Genomic DNA, 21,049 nt, shown 5'->3' with positions numbered 1-21,049 from the left:
TTTGGTTAGGGGGTGCTTTTGCATCCCCTTTTTTGTTGTTTGCCCGAACCTTGTTGTCGTTCACCAGTTTGTGCAGACATTTTATGAAATATTTAACCGTTTGCACTTGGGTTTGACAATAGCTTTGCAAAAAGCTAATCGACCACGTTCATGCGGAAAGTAATTCTATCGGTTCTCGCCGGAATCGTAATAATCGTTGCCTCGATACTAGGGGCACGTTTGATAGCAAACAGTAAAAAAGATAACAGACCAAAGCCACAGAAAGTGGTGAAGACGGTTTTTGTCGATACGGTAAAGAATGGCCTGGTTCCGATTATAATTCCGGCGAACGGCAATTTGATGGCCAAACGAAGGGTCGAGTTGTTCGCTGAGGTGCAGGGCGTCTTTAGAAATGGCAGTAGATTGTTTAGAACGGGCCAGCAATACAGAAAAGGCGAAGTGCTCATTAAAATTGACGCTTCTGAACACTATGCCAGCGTACAATCGGCCAAGAGCAACCTATACAATCTGATTACTTCCATAATGCCCGACCTGCAATTAGACTACCCTGAGCACTTTGGAAAGTGGCAAGATTACCTTGCCAACTTTGACTTGTCAAAACCTACACCCGAACTGCCTGAAATAACATCTGAAAAAGAAAAGTATTTCATCACCGGACGTGGAGTATTAAGCAGCTATTACAACGTTAAAAACCTTGAGCAACGCCTTTCGAAATATACCATTTATGCTCCTTTTGATGGTGTTTTGACAGAAGCCTTGGTTACTGAGGGGACCTTGGTAAGGGCAGGGCAGAAGTTGGGTGAGTTTATAAACACGGGTGTGTACGAGCTACAGGTTGCCGTTAGTAAGACGTATGGTGATTTTTTAAAAGTGAACGAGAAGGTTACGCTCCATAACTTGGATAAAACCCAAAAGTATGAGGGTAAGGTAGTGCGGATCAACGGTAGGGTCGACCAAGCCTCCCAGACCATAACAGTGTTTATTGAGGTAAGGGATGATCAATTGAGAGAAGGCCAATACCTCGAGGCAAATTTGAACGCCAAGCAAGAAGAGAATGCCATAGAAATTGACCGATCGTTACTGCTTGAGAACAATCAGGTTTTTGTGGTTCGGGACTCCGTTTTGGATGTGATCGATGTAAAGCCGGTCTATTTTGGCGAAAAGACGGTGGTGGTCAAGAATATTCCCGATAATACTCCAATCGTTGCCAAACCCGTGACAGGGGCCTATCCCGGTATGTTGGTCAAGGTGTTTGAAGAAAAAGATCAAACCGCTTTGCAATGAGAAAGGTCATTGAATATTTTATAAAGTACCATGTGGCGGTGAATGCCATTATCGTGGCATTTTTCATCTTTGGTATTGTTGGGGCCTTATCATTAAAATCCTCATTTTTTCCGCTAACGGAATCGAAGAACATTCTCATCAGCATTACGTACCCGGGGGCCTCTCCCCAAGAGGTGGAAGAGGGTATCGTGCTTAAGATAGAAGACAACCTAAAGGGGTTGCAAGGCGTTGATAGGGTCACTTCCGCATCCCGTGAAAACTCTGGATCCATAAATGTTGAAATCGAAAAGGGAAGAGATATAGATTTCATGTTGCTCGAGGTAAAGAATGCCGTTGATAGGGTTCCTACTTTTCCATCGGGCATGGAGCCCTTGGTGGTATCCAAATTAGAAGCGGTCAGGCAGACCATCAGTTTTGCGATAAGCGGTGAAAATGTGCCATTGGCTACCTTAAAACAGATTGGGCGACAGATTGAAAACGATTTAAGGGCCATTGAAGGAATCTCTCAAATTGAGTTGTCGGGGTATCCTGACGAAGAAATAGAGATTGCGGTTGACGAGAACAGCCTTCTTGCCTATAACATTTCTTTCAGTGAAGTGGCGCAGGCCGTTGGCAACGCCAATATTTTGGTGACCGGGGGCAATATCAAGACCGAGGCTGAAGAGTATTTGATTCGTGCGAACAATCGTTCGTACTACGGTGACGAGCTTTCAAACCTTATTGTTAGGGCCGATGCCTCTGGCAAAACTATCCGACTGAAAGATGTGGCAACCATTCGTGACCGTTTTTCAGAAACCCCCAACGCAACCTATTTCAACGGAAATCTTGCGGTCAATGTCACCATTACCAGTACCAACAGCGAGGATCTGATAGGTGCTGCAGAAAAGGTCAAGGAGTATATAGAAGACTTTAACCAGAAGTATGAGAATGTTCAACTGAATGTAATCAGCGACCTGTCTAAAGTACTTACACAGCGGACCCAACTTTTGACGGAGAACGCCATTATGGGTATGATTTTGGTGTTGGTGTTTCTGTCTCTGTTCTTGAACACAAGATTGGCATTTTGGGTTGCTTTCGGATTGCCCATAGCCTTCTTGGGAATGTTTGTGTTTGCCCCCATGCTCAATGTAACCATCAATGTGCTGTCGCTGTTCGGTATGATCATCGTTATTGGTATTTTGGTGGATGATGGAATCGTCATAGCAGAAAATATATACCAGCATTACGAGAAAGGTAAAAACCCCATTCAGGCTGCCATAGACGGCACCATGGAAGTAATACCGCCCATAGTATCGGCCATTATCACCACTATTTTGGCATTTTCAATCTTCCTCTTTTTAGATGGGCGTATAGGTGATTTCTTCGGCGAGGTTTCGGTCATCGTCATTTTGACCCTTGTGGTGTCGTTGGTCGAGGCGCTCATTATATTACCGGCTCACTTGGCGCATTCAAAGGCACTACAGCCTCAGAGCAACAAACCCAAAAAGGGCATTGCAAAGGTCTTTGCCAAATTGCGGATCATCAACAGAATGGGCGATAGGGCCATGGTGTATATGCGCGATAACTGGTACAGCCCTGCCTTGCGCTTTGCACTTGACTATAAGTTGTTGACCTTTGCGCTTTTTGTTATGGTGTTGTTGTTGACCTTTGGCTCCATTGGGGGAGGCATCATCAGAACGGCATTTTTTCCGCGCATTGCAAGTGACCGGGTGGCCATTGAGCTGCAAATGCCAAATGGAACGCCGGTAACGGTGACAGACTCTATCATAAGTTTCATTGAAGAAAAAGCCAAAATTGTCAACCAAGAACTGACAGATCAATACCTTAAGGATACAGACAAGCAGCTTTTCGAGAACGTGATAAAGAACATTGGGCCCGGCTCATCTGCCGCGACACTGGTCATAAACCTGCTTCCTGGAGAAGAACGGCCAGATGAAATTAGGGCCGATATGGTCACCGGTAGGCTACGTGAATTGGTTGGCCCTGTAGTTGGGGTCGAAAGCTTGATCTATGGTTCGGGCGGCAATTTTGGAGGTGATCCTGTCTCGGTATCACTTCTGGGCAATAATATTGATGAATTGAAAGCGGCAAAGCAAGAATTGAAAGTGGCCCTTGAGGACAATGCCCTGTTGAAGGATGTTGCCGACAATGACCCTGCAGGCATCAAGGAAGTAAGGCTTAAACTTAAGGAGAATGCCTATTTGTTGGGGTTAGACCTACGCTCGGTCATGAATCAAGTACGGGCAGGCTTTTTTGGGGTGCAGGCGCAAAGATTTCAAAGGGGTCAAGATGAGATTCGCGTATGGGTGCGGTACGACCGCGACAACCGTGCCTCTATTGTCGATTTGGACGAGATGCGTATTTTAACCCCTTCGGGCAGTCGCGTTCCCCTAAAAGAGATTGCCAACTATAGTATTGAAAGGGGTGAGGTAGCTATCAATCACCTCGATGGACAACGTGAAATAAGAATTTCTGCTGACCTCAAAAATCCTGATGAGACCAGTGCCCCCGATATCATGGCATGGATCAAAAATGAGGTAATGCCCGAAATACAGTCAAAATACCCTTCGATTACGGCATCGTATGAAGGGCAGAACCGAGAACGCAATAAGTTGATGAACTCATTGAACTTTGTGGGTTTGACGGTCCTGTTCTTGATATACATAACCATCGCGTTTACCTTTAGAAGCTTTAGCCAGCCCCTTTTATTGTTGATTCTTGTGCCCTTCAGTTTGCCAGCGGTCGCTTGGGGGCATTGGCTGCATGGTTTCCCCATCAATATTTTGTCAATGCTGGGCATCATAGCCCTTATTGGTATCATGGTCAACGATGGGCTGGTACTGATAGGCAAGTTCAATGGCAACCTTAGAAGGGGAATGACCTTTGATGAGGCAATTTTTGAAGCGGGTCGTTCACGCTTTAGGGCCATATTCTTGACCTCGGTCACCACCATTGCCGGTTTGGCCCCTTTGTTGGTCGAAAAAAGCCGTCAAGCCCAGTTTTTGAAGCCCATGGCCATTTCTATTGCCTACGGTATTGGTTTTGCGACCGTACTGACGTTGATAATGTTGCCTCTGCTGCTATCATTCAACAATAATGTAAAAGTATTCGGCAAGTGGCTGAAAACCGGTAGAAAGGTCTCAAAGGAAGAAGTGGAGCGGGCCATTAAGGAACAAATTGAAGAGAAGCACCTGACTGCGCAGGGCATTCATTCCATAAATGGCGAAGAAAAATCCGATCAAGATAAAAAAGAACATTCAACCGAATTAGAAGACACCTTGAAATGAAGCAAGTGTATCGAATTCTACCCTTCCTGTTATTTATTTTTATTGCCCCTTTGAGCGCCCAACAAATGTTGGAAAAACAGGAAGCGGTGCAGTTGGTCTTAGAGAACAATTTTGGTGTAAAGATTGCCAAGAACAGTTTGGAAATTTCAGAGAACAACCAAAGTTTGTTGAACTCGGGATTTCTGCCGAGTCTTACAGGAAACGGTGGTGCAACCTATGACAAGAGCAATCAAGAGGCCACTTTTCAAGACGGCAACGTCAGGTCAATTGATGGGGCCGAAACAACCCGTTACAATGCTTCACTGAACCTAAATTATACGTTGTTTGACGGTCTGGGGCGTTGGTACGATTATAAGAGGCTCAAAGAAGAGTACAACCTGACCGAACTGCAGGCCAGGGAGACCATCGAAAACAGCATCATACAATTGTTCTCGGTCTATTATGAAGTGGCCCGTATTACGGAGAACATACGCGTACTTGAAGAAACGTATCAAAGCACTGAAAAAAGGCTCAAGCGGGCACAGTACAGTTTTGAATTTGGGCAGAGCAATAAGTTGGATGTACTCAATGCAGAGGTAGACCTGGTTAACGACAGCATCAACCTTATGAACGAAAGGCAATTGCTCAAAAACACCATTCGCGACCTCAACATTGTGCTCAACCAAGAACTTGAGAACACATATACCGTTGACACAACCGTTGCCTTTACAGATGTACTGGTCTTGGAAGATTTTCTAAAGACGGCCGAAGAGAACAACGTGCGGCTTTTGCAGGCAGAAAAAAATATAGCCATCAATGATTATACCTTAAAGGCGAGCAAATCGGTTTTTTTGCCGACTATTGGGCTTACCGGATCTTATGGATGGAATGAAGGAAATTTTCCGGCAACCAACTTTTTGGCCTCTAACAATTCCACAGGAATTTCAGGGGGCGTCAACCTTACTTGGAACCTTTTTGATGGGGGTAGGGGCATTACCCAGGTCAAGAACGCCAAAATACTCTTAGAGTCGCAAGAATTAATGAAAGACCAGATACGGCAAGAGGTTAAACGTGATATCGCCAATGCCAGGGGCAATTATTTGAACCGACTTGAAGTGTACCGATTACAAGAGCAGAACGTAAAAACCGCCACCGACAATTTCTTGCGGTCTAGTGAGCGCTACAAATTGGGCCAGATATCATCAGTAGAACTTAGACAGGCCCAGTTGAATCTATTGAATTCCAAGACCAGTAAAAATCAAGCTAAATACAATGCCAAGCTTGCCGAACTACAACTGCTGCAACTGACCGGACAGCTATTGAACGTACAGATTTGAGGGTATGTACGAACACTTTTTTCAGTGCCCTTACTGTTGGGAAGAAATCTCAATGCTTTTAGATACCAGTGTTGTAGAACAGGTATACATCGAAGATTGTGAGGTTTGCTGCAACCCAATAGAGGTTAGGTGCAGTTTTAGTAATGATGAAATGTCTTCCTTCGAAGCCCAAAGTCTGGGGCAGTAACAAATAAGTGCTAAATCATGATGTTACCCGAACAAACTGCAGTGTATCATTGTTCTTGGCCACAATAATATATTCAATCTTCCCGATCGTAATTTTTGACATGTCCTTTACATCACCTGGTGCATAAAAACCACTTTCGAGACTTCTGACCGGGGTAAAGCCGCCCTTACCATTTCCTTTCAGAAAAAGACCTATACCTGCATCGTTTCGTGGTGTCTCGACTTCAGAGCTATACAGGTTGCCTGCGATGAGGGCATCCAAGTGCCCATCCTTGTCAAAATCATCCACAAGTATCTGGTTGATGGCGCTCAACTGAGCTAGGTTGGGAAGCTCATGTGGGACAAACGTGCCGTTTCTGTTTTCAAAATAGACACTTGCAAATGACTTTATTTGGTAGTGCAATGCACTTTCCAAGTTGTTTTTTGAGTAAACATCTTCAAGGGTAGCCTGAGAGAAAGCTTCATAATTCTTGAATTTTTCTTTGATGACGGGCATTTGTTGCGATGAGCACTCACGGCCCCTGACCGGAAATTTTTCGCCTTCGTTGTAATAGCTCAGAACGATGTCTTTGGTTTGGTTACCGTCAAAATCACTGAAATAGATATCGAAAGTTTCGTTCTCATTTGCCTTGTATTTGTAGTTGAGGCCCAAATTTCCTGCGATAAAGTCCATATCCCCGTCATTGTCAAAATCTGCTGAATTTATACTGAACCACCAACCTCTTGTATCATCGAGACCCAGTGTGTGCGTTACTTCTTTAAAATAGCCCCCATCATTTTTAAAGGCCCGAATGTTCATCCACTCGCCCACGACCAACAAATCTGTCCAAGAGTCATTGTCGAAGTCAACCCAGTTTGCATCGGTGACCATGCCTATACCCGATAGCCCTGGCACTATTTTTTGTGTCGCATCCACAAATTTTGGATTGTCTTTTTCGCTTTCATTGAGCAAAATATAGCTATCGGTCGGGGTAGGGTACTGCCCCGGAACCAGGCGCCCACCCACAAAGAGGTCTAGGTCGCCATCTTTGTCGAAATCATGACTTTTGACGCGTGAACCACTTACAAAGAACTCTGGCAGCGCTGTTTTTGAACGGGTATAACCTCCTTTTCCATCGTTTATATACAATCTATCTTGCAACATGACACTACCCGGCTCAAATTCGTTTCCGCCACTGACCGCGTATAGGTCAAGGTCACCGTCATTGTCGGCATCAAAAAGGTGTATGCCCAAATCTTCATGTTCTTGATCGGCGGCAAACACCTTGATGGCAGCTTTTGTGAAAGTCTCGCCCAGTTGTTGCAGAAAAAGGGTTGTCGGTTGCCCTTTGGCACCCCCTATGACAAAATCTTCCAGTCCGTCGTTGTTGACATCACCGGTAGCCACATTGGGCCCAAACATTGATGTTCGATGGGGCAAAAGAATTTCTTTCTCAAAATCATCATAATAATTTTCAATGTGCAGATAATCAGCTATTTGATTGCCTCCTTTCAAGGTCTCAAAGGGAGGATTCGTTTGTTTCTTTGCCATTCCACCCTTGTTGGTTGAGTGCGTATAATCTACCTGCAACAAGGTATTTATTTTTGGCTTGTTGACCACTTGGTGCCTACCGTCTGGCCAAACAACCTTGATTGAATCAATTGCGTTCGTCTGGCCCAAACCGAAATGTAGCCTCGGCGCCACCGATGACTGAAACCCACGGGTAAGGGTCATTTCTTGAAACTGTTGTCCACTTTGGGTAAACAAAAGTGCCTTTACCCCTATGCCCTGGGTATTTATTTTTGGCCCACGGAATTTTATGGCAATGTGGTTGCCCGTGTTCGAACTTTTGCTCTCGAAAACAGTGGCTGCTTCGTCAATGTTGTTGGTAACAATGTCAAGGTCACCGTCGTTGTCAAGATCGGCATATACAGAACCGTTGGCAAACCCCTTATGCTCTATTCCCCATTCTTTGTTGACCCTCTTAAAGGTAAGGTCGCCATTGTTCTTGAAAACAAAATTGTCGATTTTTTCAGAGGGAATGGCCAGACTTTTTTCCAAGGTGCTGTCAGGATGAACGCCATTTTTTTCAATCGCCAAAAAGAAGTCACGATTATTGATTTCGCGTCTGGTGCCATTGGAAACGAAAATATCTTTCCATCCATCATTGTCCAAATCGGCAAACAAGGGGCCCCAGCTCCAATCTGTGGAAGAAACGCCCGCAATTCTAGATATGTTGCTAAAATCGGGTAGGCTATCAACTAGATTTCCATTGTTTACCTGAAGGCTGTTTTGCATGTATTGGTAGTGAAACCCCGCATTCACCGTACTCCAAAATAAATCTGGGTTCATACTGGCCATATTGGCCTTTGAACGACGATTGTTTTGGGCGGTCATATCAACTTGTAGAATATCGAGCAATTGATCGTTGTTGAAGTCGGCAATATCGACTCCCATACCATAGAAAGAAGTGTTCTTGGTCAGGTTTTTCACCTGCTCCGTAAATGTACCATCTTGATTGTTGATAAAAAGATAGTCTGGTGTGCTAAAATCGTTGGATACATAAAGGTCGGACCAGCCATCACCATTTAAATCCCCTGCAGTAGCACTTAGGGAAAGTCCAAAAGTTTTCAAACCGGCTACCTCCGTGACGTCGGTGAAATGGTCGCCGTCATTTCTGAAGAGACGATCGGTCTCCAGAGTTTTCGGATATTCTTGCTTGAAAGCGTAAAAGGAGTTAGGGGCATTGAAGGGTGTAGGGGGGTAATTGGCCACATACAGGTCAAGGTCACCATCCAGGTCGTAATCGAAAAAAGTGCCTTGCACACTATTGCTTGGGTCATCAAGGCCATACGCTGCGCCTCGCTCAGAAAACGTATTGTCTCCATTGTTGATAAAAAGTTGGTTCTCTTTAGGGCCAAATTTGCCCCCCACAGAGCAATAAATGTCTAAAAAACCGTCGTTGTTGACATCGGCCATGGTCGTACCGGTATACCAACGATTATCACCTGAAATCCCTGCTTTTTCTGAAATATCCTCAAAGCGAAGGTTGCCCTTGTTCAGATACAGTTTGTTGGGCACCATATTGCCCGTGAAGAAAAGATCAATTAGGCCATCGTTATTGATATCACCTGCCGAAACACCCCCGCCCATATAAATGTAGGCGTAGGTAAAATAATTCAACGAGTCGTTTTCGGTAAGGTTGTTTGCAAAGGTTATTCCGGTACGGGTATCCTGTAACCGTTCAAACAAAGGTTCTTGTACTGTGGCATCATTTTTTTGTTCACTGCAACCGATGATGGTTAAGAGGGTCAATAGGGTGCATAACCTGGTAATCAACTTCAACATGTAATGGTATTCTTTACTCGATAATCGAGATTTAAATTGCTTCGAATTTATAGCCTAATTGCTTTGAATGTCTTGCAGCTTGGCTACATAGACATTTATTTTACTCTAAAATAGCCGGTAATTTTGGTTGAAAGCAAAAAACAGGGCACTTTAACATGCCCTGTTCTCAGCTAAACTTAAAACTAATAAAACTCAACTAAACTTAAAACCCTGGGTTTTGTGTCAATACACCACCACTTAAATCAATGGCAGCAATCGGTATCGGCAGTAAATCCATATTGGCTTGATAAGCATTGGCTTTGGTGCCAAAGTTTCCAATGGTTCTGGCCTCGTTCTGGATGTATTCGTTGATTACATCGACAGAATTGCCCCATCTTCTCAAATCGAACAGTCTGTGGCCTTCCATGGCCAATTCCAGCCTTCGCTCAAATCGGACAGCTTTTCTGGCAAAGTCTACATCTGGGAATGAGGCATAGGGTTCAATCTGGTAATTTGCCGCGGGGGCATCTCCGGCCTCGTTCATCACAGGTGTTGAATTTTTGGCTCGGTCACGTACTTGGTTTACATAGTTAAGTGCGGTGGCAACATCGCCATTTGCCTCTAGGGCTGCCTCGGCCGCCATCAACAACACATCGGCATATCTCATGATATGATAGTTGATGCCCGAATGTTGTTGGCCCCATGCACCAGTACCTTGGTTTGCATCTTCGCCTGCCGTGTAAACATTTTTCTTAGGGAGGTATGGCCCCGAAATATCGGCAAAACTGGCACGAATCCAGTCTTTTCCAACATGTGGCCCATAACCATTGTAATCGATTCCCCTACGGCCTACAGTATAGTCGAGCCTTGGGTCGAGTGGTCCGGTATGGGGCGTAAAGGCTTCGTCACTGTTTATTCCGTAGTCATTCGCCACATCGGTCTGGTTGAACGTGTCCAATAACGGAAGCCCAGTTCCATCTGTCTGATACGCATTGGTCAGGTCTTGCGTGGGCTGATAAAAGCCACAACAAGAACCAAATGGTCCGGGATTCGGAAAGTTCAATGTTCCCCCTCTGTTACCGTTGAACGATTGCCCAGAGTCGGTGGTAAACTGTATAGAGAAGATATTCTCACTGCTATTGTCACCTGCCAATCGGAAGTTATCCGCAAATTCTGGCAATAATGAATATGGCCCGTTATTGATTACGTCTTGCAGTAGCGCCAAAGCTTGGCCCCATTCAGATTGAAACAAGTGTACTTTGCCCAAAAAGGCTTTTGCCGCCCATGAAGTAGGCCTACCAACATCTGCCTGTGAAGCAGGAAGGTTATCTACAGCATACTGAAAATCCGCCTCGATCTGATCCCAAATTGGGCCCGGGTTGGGCTGGTTGAATTCTGTGTTGGCAAAATTCTCTTCCGAGATATAGGGCACGTTGCCGTATATTTTTTGTAGCTCGAAATTGAAGTGTCCCCTTAGAAAACGTGCTTCGGCCAACTGTGAGCTAAAATCTCCCTCTTCAAGAGAGTTGATCAACGATATTACAGCGTTGGCCCGGTTCACACCGGCAAAAAGACCGTTCCATTTGCCAAACACATAGGGGTTGGCACTGGTCCAATCATAGGTTTCCAACAAAAATAGGTCTGCTTGGTCACCGTCGGTACTGCCTTTGTGGGCATCGTCAGCCAATACATCAAACCACCAGTTGTCACCACTCACGGTCCAATCGGCCGCACCTTGGTTGTTTCGAATGCCATCAAGTGCAGAGTAAGCTCCGACCAGCAATAGGTTGACCCCTTGCTCGTTTGCCAGGGCCTCATCGCTCAGTGCCCCTACGGCCGGTTTTTCGGTAAAGCTATCACTACATGCAAAGAGCACGAACAGTGATGCGAAATAAAAAATTAATCTCTTCTTCATTTTTTTAGAATTTTGTGTTAATGCCAACGGTGAATATCTGGGAAAGGGGGAAGTTCCCAAAATCAATTGCCAGCGAAAGGTTATCGTTGGAAATTACTTCTGGATCAAATCCTGAATAATCTGTTATGGTGAACAGATTGGTGCCCTGTACATAAAGTCGTAATGAATTCATGCCCAAAGATTCGGTAATGTTGCTTGGGAATGTGTACCCAATTTGTAGATTCTTCAATCGCATAAAGGATGCGTCTTCCACAAAATAAGAGTTGGGTTGGGTTTCAGCATTTTGAATGGTCTGGCTCAAAGCCGGCAAGGTTGCATCGGTATTGTTTGGCGTCCAAGAATCCAAGACCCTGGTGCTCCGGTTACCGTTAAAGAACGTTGGAAAATCGGTAAAGATCTTCTCGTAGTTGTACGCATCGTTGCCTTTAGATCCGGAGAAAAAGGCCGATAGGTCAAACCCTTTATAATCCATGCTCAGATTGATACCATAGGTAAAATCTGGGTGTGGCGAACCAATGAAGGTTCTGTCGTTCTCATCGTCTATCTGACCATCACCATTGACATCACGATAGGTGAAGCGACCATTGCTATCGAAACCGGTAACCTCGCGTCCATAATAGTATGAAATGGGCTGGCCTACCTCGGTTCTGGTTACCGCACCACCCCTCAAGTTAGTTCTACCAACTGTAAAGTCACTGATCCATTCTTTTACTTCGTTCTTATACCTAGAAATATTTGCTTGCACGTTGTAGTTCAATCCGTAGCTGGTAGTATGATTGTAACCGATGGCCAAATCAAAGCCACGGTTTTGCACATCTCCCAAGTTTACAAATGGCGCCTGTGCATCAATTGCCGTGGTGCTGATCAAGCTATTGTCTCTATTGATAAGGTCTTTTGTTTGAATATCAAATACCTCAAAGGTCAAGAAGAGCTCATCATCAAAGAAACCTGCTTCAATACCAAAGTTGGCCGTTTCGCTTGTTTCCCATTTTAAATCGGGATTTCCTACAGAATTGAGAATAGCACCGGTTGAAATACTGCTACCGTTAAGGGCATAGTTGGCCAACTGTTCATTCAATGACGAGATATTGATCGTTGGGTTGTTTACAGGTAATGTTTGGTTACCCAATTGCCCCCATGACCCCTTCAATTTCAAGCGGCTCACAAAACCATCTTTGGGGAAGAAATCTTCTTCACTGATCAACCAGCCTGCACTAAAAGACGGGAAGGTCTGGCTTTGGTTATCACCCAAGAATCGCGATGATTTATCGTTACGCACCGTAACGGTCGCAAAATATTTACCTGCATATGAATAATTAGCAGTGCCGAAAATGGAGAACAACGAGGTTTCACCGTCAAAGGCAAAATCAACATTGGGGGTACCACTACCGTTGCTCAACAAGTAAAAATCAGGTGTTTCGAATAGAAAACCGTTACGGCTTATTTGCTTGCCCTTACTACCATCTTCCACAGCCTCAATACCGACCAAGGCATTTAGGGTGTGGTCACCAAAAGTCTTATTGTAGTTCAAGGTGTTGTTCCATGTCCAGGTAAAACTATTGATGTCTTGCTCGAACAGCGTATTGGTGCTCAAGGGCTCGATATGCTCGGGATCCAATGCCTGAAATCTTCGTTGGTTAAAATTCTCAATGTTTCCGCTAATGGTGGTCTTAAAGGTCAAACCTTCATAAAGTTGGGCCTGTAGGTACACATCGCCAAAAACCCGGAATATTTTGTTATAGTCATCCTTTCTACGTACCAACTGGGCAACGGGGCTCCTGGTATTGCTAAGGCCGGGTGCGCCAGTACCTGCAAAATCGCCTTCATCGTCGTATACGGGAATCAATGGGCTCATTCTAAAGGCATTGTTTACCTCACTTGTGTTGTTGCCTCGATTGGAAAAAGAGGCATTTAAGTGCTCGCCGATGATAATTTTGTCACCTATTTTGAATTCTGAGTTCAAACGGGTCGTTCCTTGTTTAAATCCGGTTTCCAAGAAAATACCTTCTCTGTTCAAGAAGTTGGCCGACATAAAGTACTTTCCTGTTTCGTTGCCGTTTTGAATGGACATCGAGACATTTTGCACTTGGGCATTTTGGGTTATGGCGTCAAGCCAATCGGTTCCCCCGGGCCGTACCGTGGCGCTTCTAGGTGCCCTGGTAATGGGGTCGTACGATACTACGCGGGTATAACCTATCAACTGCGAAGGTATGGTTGGGGTAGGCCCATCACCATATTGTGGATGTGTTACCGTTGCCCCATCATTGCTGAGACTCTCAAATATCATATTGGCATGTTGTTCAACGTTCAACAGGCCAGGTTTGTTTGTGGCTCTTGCAATACCTGAATAAACATCTAAAGAAACCACTGGCTCCCCTTGATTATAGCTACCACTCTTGGTAGTGATAATTACTACACCATTAGAAGCCCTGGCACCGTAGATGGCTGCTGCACCATCTTTTAGCACGTTGATCTGCTCAATGTCTTGTGGGTTGATACTGTTCAACACATTTGCATTATCGGTCTGCACCCCATCAATGATATAGAGAGGATTGGTGTTGTTGCTCGTACCGAAACCACGTATCACAATTTTTGGTGCGTCTCCAGGAGTACCCGTGTTTACGACGGTTACCCCAGTTACCCTTCCTTCCAAGGCTTCCGCGGCGTTGACCAAAGGCTGTTTGGTCGCTTCAGAAACATCTACTGAAGCAACGGAACCCGTTAAATCGCCCCGGGTCTGGGAAGCATATCCCAAAACCACAACCTCAGACAATTGGTTGGTATCTTCTGATAAGGTAATATCAATGGTGGTTTGGCCATTGATGGGAATCTCTTGGGTTGCAAAGCCGATATAGCTGAATACCAAAGTGGCATTTTCGTCAGCGGTAATCGTATAATTACCATCAAAGTCGGTCTGTGTACCATTGGTGGTACCTTTGACTACCACATTCGCTCCCGGTAAGGGTGCTCCGGTATCATCGGTGACCGTACCTGAGATGGTAACTTGGTAAGCGTCGATGGTCAAATCAGCTGGAGGCGCTTTCGCATCGACCATTTGAAAGCTCAGGCACACTAAGGCCGCAAGCACATACCTAGCAAGCGAACCGAGCCATAGACGGGTTCGCTTTTTTTTCTGCGACCCGTACTGTTCGTAAGGTTTTTTCATAATCATTAGTTGTTAATTGAGTTAGAAATAAAATCTGTTAATTTTTTAGTCAATAAGGTTTTGGTTAATATTTTGATAAAATTATACAAACAACATTCATTAATTGTGTACTATATTGTCATATTCTTATATTATTATTAAAATGTAAAATAGAAGGGGTGCGTATTTTGTGGCAAGTCGGTTCGGTTGGAAATCTTTTGAAAACCACTGAAAATGGTTGGTGAAGCCCTGAAAATTGCGATTAGAACCCTGTGGCCTTCCATTTTTTCGGTGCTCAAACTGAAAAGAACATGGTAAAATAAGATTGGCGCAAATGAGAACAGTTAAAAATGAAATAATTATATTGACAAAATAGTATTATTTTAAGCAAGACGTAAAAACGAAAAGTCGATTGGAGGCCCGTAAAAAATATCAGCGAGAAATTACTTCTCTTTCATCACAAGATAGTTTTTTGGTGATGAACAGAATTAGGGACACCTTTGATTATCCTGTTCATTTTCATCCCGAAATGGAATTGAACCTCATAGTCAACGGTAAGGGCATGAGAAGAACCGTGGGCTTTGCCACAGAAGAAATCGATAACTTCGAATTGGTGCTTTTGGGCCCCAATGTTTACCATGGCTGGGAAATGCACAACTGCAATCAAAGTGTGCACGAGGTGACCATTCAGTTTCACAACGACCTATTCAGTGAAAGCTTGCTCAGAAGAAAATTGATGCGACCCTTAAAGCATATGTTCGAACGGTCTGTTCACGGAATACTTTTCAACAAGAAAGAGGTGCAAAAAATGGCCCCACGCCTTATCGAAGTATCTGAAATGCAGGGCATCGACTATTTTATGGAGCTTTTTTCCATTCTCTTTGACCTTTCAAACACACCTGGGCAGCGAATGCTCTCCTCATCGCAACGGCCTTCGTACGATTTTGAGAACAGCGATAAGATCCGTTTGTTCTACAACCATATACAGCAAAATTTCGCCAACCGAATTACCCTTGACGATGTTTCCCGTCTGCTCAATATGAGCAAGGTTTCTTTCAATAGGTTTATCAAAAAGACAACCAACCTGACGTTTATCGAGTATCTTAACGAAGTGCGAATTGAAAACGCCTCACGATTATTGGTTGAACAAGATTTTACCATTTCAGAAATTGCCTTTAGCTGTGGTTTCAACAACATGGCGAATTTCAATAGGGTTTTCAAAAAAATAAAGGGTCTTACGCCTTCGAAGTATAGAAAAGAGTTTGCGGGCATCACCAACGTTCTGTAAAAAACAGGTCACCTAACCGTGAGGCCTTTATTTTTTCAATACCCTTCTTTTGAAGTCTTCAAGGTAGCTCCGGCCAACGGTATAACGAATGCCATCTATTTCAATGCTATTGCCCTCTACAGACTCGATTTTGTCAACAGAAACGGTGAAAGACCGATGTATTCTTATGAACTTTTCTGAAGGGAGTTCTTCGGTGAAGCCGCTTAGAGTACTGTGTACTATATACTTTTCAGAAGTGGTCTTGATTCTGATGTAATCCTTAAGGCTTTCAACCACCAAAATTTCATCCAAGTAGATTTTTTGCAGTCGCTTGTTGTCTACCTTGACAAATATGCTCAATCTACTGTTTGAATGTGGGTTTTCGCCCGAAGTCGATAATAGGCCTACAATGCGGTTTACAGTCTTGAGAAAGCGTGGAAACGAAATAGGCTTGACCAAATAATCAATGGCCTGGGCCTCATAGCTCTTCAAGGCATATTCTTCATGTGCCGAGGTAATGACGACCATTGGCCGGTGCTCAATTGTTTCCAAAAAATCAAAGCCATCCAGTACAGGCATGTTGATGTCCAAAAAAATAATGTCAACTTCGTTGCCCTGTAGATATGTACTGGCATCCACTGCATTGGAAAAGGTCTTTGCCAGCTCAAGTTCCGAAACCTGTTCTACGTAGTTTTTCAGCACATTGATGGCCAACGGCTCATCATCCACAATCATAACTTTTAAGCCCATTATACTTTTAGTTTTAGTGATACTGTAAAGTTTGTTTTGTCTTCATCGACCTTGAATTCATATTCATCTGGGGCATAGCCCAATTGCAGTCGTTTGCGCACATTTGATAGCCCTATTCCTCCCGGTCTTGAGGCTATCTTGTCCTTTTTGCCTTCTTCTTGGGGCTTGGTATTTGTCACCTCAAAATACAAAAACCCGTCGACCACCTTCGTGCTGATGCAGATATTCATTTTGCCAATATTTTTGCTGGCACCATGTTTAAAAGAATTTTCAACCAAGGGAATCAACAGCATAGGGGCAATTTCCTTGTCTTCAAGATTACCGGTAATGCTTACATTGACTTTCAAGTTATCGTCAAAACGAATGCGCTCTAGATCAATATAGTTTTGAATGCACTCTATTTCCTTTTTGAGGCTTTGCTTTCTTTTTTTTGTCGCATACAAGAGATACCGCATCAGCTCTGATAGTTTTAGCACCACTTCTGGCGCTTGGTTCGATTTTTCAAGGGTGAGCGAATAGATATTGTTCAGGGTGTTGAAAAAGAAGTGTGGCGATACCTGTGACCTCAGAAAGCGCAGTTCGGTGGTCATTTGTCTTCTTTCCAGCTCATGCAACTTGCTATGTTCTTGAAGCCAATCTATGGTTATTTTTATGGCCGTCACAAACGAGATTACATATAACTCACCCAGCATTGTCTGTATCGCGTAATCAATGGTGATGCCTGTAATGTGGTCGGCAGGGCCTTCGGGCCACACGTCTGTGCTCACCAAATAGTAAGTCAGGTAATACTTTGCAAAAAGCATAAAGAATAACGAACCTATCAAAAGCAAGGTGTACATGGCATATTTACGCCTGAACACATACTTGGGCATCAGGTAATAGATGTTGAAATATGACAGGGCCATGTGGATCGGAAAACCGATTAAGTTGGTCTTTAACGAATAGTCGTAGTCGCCATGATAGCTGCCCCACCGCAGGGTATTGAAAACAAAGTAGATGAGCCAAAAGACAATATGGTGTTTATAGCTGATTTTATAGTTCGATACTTGCTTTGACCTTATTATGTCATGAAGCTTTTTGTTACTGTACATGTTTAAAGAAGATTAGTCCATATTGTTAGGTTGTTTAGCCCAAGTCAGTGGCCATTGGTCTAATTTTATGATAAAACAAACATAATTTTTTCAATATTAGATAAAAAATCATGGGTGGCATTTGTCATAAGGTAAGTTTGGCAATGCAATCTGCGACGATTACATTTAATCAATGCCATGGCATGAAAGGCTTCGGTTGGTCAATGTATATGTTAACGTTAGGTCTCTTTGCGGGTGCTTCCATTGACCTTAACGCCCAGAGGGTGCCCGAGTCATATGTTGCGTACAGAACCGTTGGTCCTATTGAGATAGATGGAAAAGACGATGAGGCCTCATGGCAGCAGGCATCTTATACCGACCCGTTCATAGACATAGAGGGGGCCAAAACGCCCAAATACAAAACCCAGGCCAAAATGCTTTGGGATGATGACTATTTCTATGTCTTGGCCAAACTCGAAGAACCTCATGTTTGGGGCAACCTTAAGCAGCGCGATACGGTCATTTTCTACAACAACGATTTTGAGGTATTCATCGACCCAAATGGGGACACCCACAATTATTATGAGCTTGAACTCAATGCTCTGAATACCGTCTGGGACCTCTTTTTGACAAAACCCTATCGAAATGGGGCCACGGTGCTCGATAGTTGGGATGTACAAGGACTCAAATCAGCGATTTCAATCAAGGGAACCCTCAACAATTCAACAGATACCGATGATTTCTGGATGGTAGAATTGGCCATCCCTTGGGCAGTTCTGGTAGAGGCTTCTGGTGTAACTGACCCTCCTGAAAACCGATTTTGGAGAATTAATTTTTCAAGGGTCAATTGGGATTTTGACCTTAACAATGGGCGGTATTCACGAAAAAAAGATGCAAACGGCATGTATTTACCAGAGTATAATTGGGTTTGGTCGCCGCAACAGGTAATCAATATGCACGAGCCCGAACGTTGGGGCTATGTCTTTTTTGCATCGCAACAGGTCGGTGCCGATATTGGCTTTGCCATTCCAAAAGACGAACACGTGAAATGGGCCATGTATGAGGTTTACCGAAATATATTGGCCAAACCAAACGCCCCCATGACAGATGCAATCACGGTAATGGACAAAAATGTGCCGTTGTATAGAGATGAACATGAAACCGGCTGGAATATTTGGGTAACCAGTCCATTTTCGGGCAAAAAAATGGTAATCGACCACGAAGGAAAATATTATGGTGAATAGTCGAAACCTACATAAACCTCTCTTCCTATTGACATTTTTGGCAATATCACTGATGCAGTCATGTCTCGATAACCAAATGATGACCCAAAGGGGAAATAATGGAAGGTTTGGTGCCACTGAAGAAAAAACCTTGGAAGGCCATTTTAAGTTTCGTGTGTGCATGGAATATGAGAACCAAAAGACCGATAGTATTTATACTAAACAGTTTGAAAAATACCGTGAAAGTGGGTTTGATGTCGTTTGGATAGATGAAGGACGTCAAGAAATTCTGCGGCGGCTGGCACCCATTGCAGAACAAGTTGGACTCGATCTTGACCATAAGATGTTTGGTGATGAACGTGGCTCAAGAGAGCACGGGAGTACATCGTATGCCGATCTAGAAGTTACCGAACTTAGTCCAAAACAATTCAAAGACCAGATTGAGTTGGCCATGGCAAATGGAGCTGAAGGCGTATCGGTTTTTGATGGCGATTACCTTACCGGCGAACATCTCGAGGTAATAGCAGTATTGAGCAGAAAAAACAAATAACCAATCAATATAAGTTCAGAAAATGCAGATAATTGAAAATTCAACCGTATATGATGCCATCATTGTCGGATCAGGTGCCGGTGGGGGCATGGCCACCAAAGTACTGGCCGACGCAGGCCTTAAGGTGGCCGTTGTAGAGGCTGGCCCGTTCTTTGACCCTGCCGACCAAGAGCAGCGTACACAGCTTCGATGGCCTTGGGAATCTGAACGGCGGGGTGCCAGTACACGATATAGGCCCTTTGGCGATTTTGATGCGGCCTATGGGGGATGGGATATAGAAGGAGAACCCTATACCCATAAAGATGGCACTAAGTTCGATTGGTTCAGGTCACATATGTTGGGGGGGCGTACCAACCATTGGGGGCGTATTTCGCTTCGCTTCGGCCCCGTCGATTTCAAGCATAAAGATGTCGATGGTTACGGAGATAACTGGCCCATCGGCTATGACGATGTCAAGCCCTATTATGACCAAGTAGATAAATTGATCGGGGTTTTTGGTACCAACGAAGGGCTTCCGAACGATCCCGATGGTTTCTTTCTGCCCCCGCCCAAACCACGGTTGCACGAACTTTTTTACATAAAAGGTGCCCGCAAAACGGGCATACCGGTATATCCTTCCCGAATGTCAATGTTGACCAAGCGTATTAACCAAGAACGGGGTGTCTGTTTTTATTGCGGGCAATGTGCACGTGCCTGTCAGGTCTACGCAGACTTCTCATCGGGCACTTGTTTGATATTCCCGGCACAGAAAAGTCGCGGCCAAGTAGACCTTTTTGTCAATTGTGTGGTGCGTGAGGTCACTACCGACCAAGAAGGTCGGGCTACCGGCGTCTCTTATATAAACAAAGAAGATAGAAAAGAATACAAGCTTAAGGGCAAAGTTGTGGTATTGGGGGCTTCGGCATGTAGCACTGCGCGAATCCTTATGAACTCAAAAAGCTCGCAGCACCCCAATGGTCTGGGCAATAGCAGTGACCATGTTGGAAAGTACCTTCACGATTCAACAGGTGCGGATAGGGCCGCCTTTATTCCTGATTTGATGAACAGAAAGGTTTCTTACAATGAAGACGGGGTTGGCGGTATGCATGTATATTCACCATGGTGGGGCGACAATTCAAAACTTGATTTCCCTCGGGGGTATCACCTCGAAATTTGGGGCGGTATGGGTATGCCCAACTATGGTTTTGGGTTTAATGTCAACGATTTCAACAAGTTTTTTGGCACCAAGGTCGGCGGATATGGCGATATACTCAGAAGCGATGCCAAGAAGTATTATGGCGCCGTGGTGGGTGTTTCGGCCCGTGGCGAATCAATTGCCCGCAAAGACAATTATTGTGAGATAGACCCAAGTGTGGTCGACGAATGGGGCATACCGGTATTGCGGTTCCACTACAAGTGGTCGGATCTTGAGCGCAACCAGGCAAGACATGCACACGATACGTTCGAGGAAATCTTGACCAACATGGGGGGTGAGCTCTTGGGAGAAAAACCAGGTAAAGAGCGGGATTACGGTCTGCACACTCCGGGCAGGATCATACATGAGGTCGGAACCACGCGCATGGGTGACGACCCCAAGACCTCTGTTACCAACAAATTTCAGCAATTGCATGATGTCGACAACGTATTTATAGTTGATGCAGGCCCTTTTGTTTCACAGGCAGACAAAAACTGTACGTGGACCATTTTGGCCCTTTCTTGGCGAACTTCGGATTATATAGTCGACCAATTAAAAAAACAAAACATTTAAGT

13 protein-coding genes are annotated in these 21,049 nt (G+C 44.4%); 8 read left to right on the top strand and 5 right to left on the bottom strand.

The window, feature by feature from the left end; all coding sequences use genetic code 11:
• Window positions 1–150: 150 nt before the first annotated feature.
• The 4 genes from VC82_RS04685 to VC82_RS15400 are packed head-to-tail and all read left to right on the top strand — an operon-like array spanning window position 151 to window position 6,074.
• Complete coding sequence (locus VC82_RS04685; protein ID WP_045801337.1) at window positions 151–1,284, top strand: efflux RND transporter periplasmic adaptor subunit; 1,134 nt, start codon at window positions 151–153, stop codon at window positions 1,282–1,284.
• On the top strand, window positions 1,281–4,571 hold the full coding sequence (locus VC82_RS04680; RefSeq protein WP_045801336.1) for an efflux RND transporter permease subunit: 3,291 nt from the start codon (window positions 1,281–1,283) through the stop codon (window positions 4,569–4,571). The genes VC82_RS04685 and VC82_RS04680 overlap by 4 nt, the downstream gene beginning before the upstream one ends.
• Window positions 4,568–5,887, top strand: a complete 1,320-nt coding sequence (locus VC82_RS04675; protein WP_045801335.1) for a TolC family protein — start codon at window positions 4,568–4,570, stop codon at window positions 5,885–5,887. The genes VC82_RS04680 and VC82_RS04675 overlap by 4 nt, the downstream gene beginning before the upstream one ends.
• A 4-nt stretch (window positions 5,888–5,891) precedes the next feature.
• Window positions 5,892–6,074 carry a CPXCG motif-containing cysteine-rich protein gene (locus tag VC82_RS15400; protein WP_084598164.1) on the top strand — a complete coding sequence of 61 codons (183 nt, stop codon included), beginning with the start codon at window positions 5,892–5,894 and terminating at the stop codon, window positions 6,072–6,074.
• Window positions 6,075–6,089: 15 nt separating this feature from the next.
• Here VC82_RS15400 and VC82_RS04670 read toward each other — a convergent pair whose 3' ends face one another.
• The 3 genes from VC82_RS04670 to VC82_RS04660 all read right to left on the bottom strand — a co-directional run bounded on the left by VC82_RS04670 (window position 6,090) and on the right by VC82_RS04660 (window position 14,461).
• Window positions 6,090–9,401, bottom strand: a complete 3,312-nt coding sequence (locus VC82_RS04670) for a VCBS repeat-containing protein (RefSeq protein WP_084598163.1) — start codon at window positions 9,399–9,401, stop codon at window positions 6,090–6,092.
• 202 nt (window positions 9,402–9,603) lie between these two features.
• Window positions 9,604–11,295 (bottom strand): RagB/SusD family nutrient uptake outer membrane protein, encoded by a 1,692-nt coding sequence (locus VC82_RS04665; RefSeq protein ID WP_045803252.1) that lies wholly within the window; start codon window positions 11,293–11,295, stop codon window positions 9,604–9,606.
• Between the two features lie 4 nt (window positions 11,296–11,299).
• Window positions 11,300–14,461: a SusC/RagA family TonB-linked outer membrane protein gene (locus VC82_RS04660; RefSeq protein ID WP_084598162.1), complete on the bottom strand. Its 3,162-nt coding sequence runs from the start codon at window positions 14,459–14,461 to the stop codon at window positions 11,300–11,302.
• Window positions 14,462–14,918: 457 nt separating this feature from the next.
• Here VC82_RS04660 and VC82_RS04655 point away from each other — a divergent pair, with 457 nt between their 5' ends.
• A complete protein-coding gene (locus VC82_RS04655; RefSeq protein WP_084598261.1) occupies window positions 14,919–15,728 on the top strand; it encodes an AraC family transcriptional regulator in 810 nt (269 codons plus the stop codon).
• 27 nt (window positions 15,729–15,755) lie between these two features.
• Here VC82_RS04655 and VC82_RS04650 read toward each other — a convergent pair whose 3' ends face one another.
• Window positions 15,756–16,457 carry a LytR/AlgR family response regulator transcription factor gene (locus VC82_RS04650; RefSeq protein WP_045801333.1) on the bottom strand — a complete coding sequence of 234 codons (702 nt, stop codon included), beginning with the start codon at window positions 16,455–16,457 and terminating at the stop codon, window positions 15,756–15,758.
• Window positions 16,457–17,548: a sensor histidine kinase gene (locus VC82_RS04645; RefSeq protein ID WP_045801332.1), complete on the bottom strand. Its 1,092-nt coding sequence runs from the start codon at window positions 17,546–17,548 to the stop codon at window positions 16,457–16,459. Before VC82_RS04645 ends, VC82_RS04650 begins: the two co-directional genes overlap by 1 nt.
• Window positions 17,549–17,757: 209 nt before the next feature.
• Between VC82_RS04645 and VC82_RS04640 the strand changes: the two genes are divergently transcribed.
• The 3 genes from VC82_RS04640 to VC82_RS04630 are packed head-to-tail and all read left to right on the top strand — an operon-like array spanning window position 17,758 to window position 21,047.
• On the top strand, window positions 17,758–18,771 hold the full coding sequence (locus VC82_RS04640) for a carbohydrate-binding family 9-like protein (protein ID WP_045803250.1): 1,014 nt from the start codon (window positions 17,758–17,760) through the stop codon (window positions 18,769–18,771).
• Window positions 18,772–18,823: 52 nt separating this feature from the next.
• Window positions 18,824–19,300, top strand: a complete 477-nt coding sequence (locus tag VC82_RS04635; RefSeq protein WP_045801331.1) for a hypothetical protein — start codon at window positions 18,824–18,826, stop codon at window positions 19,298–19,300.
• 22 nt (window positions 19,301–19,322) lie between these two features.
• A complete protein-coding gene (locus VC82_RS04630) occupies window positions 19,323–21,047 on the top strand; it encodes a GMC family oxidoreductase (RefSeq protein WP_045801330.1) in 1,725 nt (574 codons plus the stop codon).
• The last annotated feature ends 2 nt before the right edge of the window (window positions 21,048–21,049 follow it).

The sequence above is a fragment of the Flagellimonas lutaonensis genome (genome assembly GCF_000963865.1).
Classification (GTDB): Bacteria; Bacteroidota; Bacteroidia; order Flavobacteriales; family Flavobacteriaceae; genus Flagellimonas_A; species Flagellimonas_A lutaonensis.
This window is presented reverse-complemented; position numbering and strand designations above follow the sequence as displayed.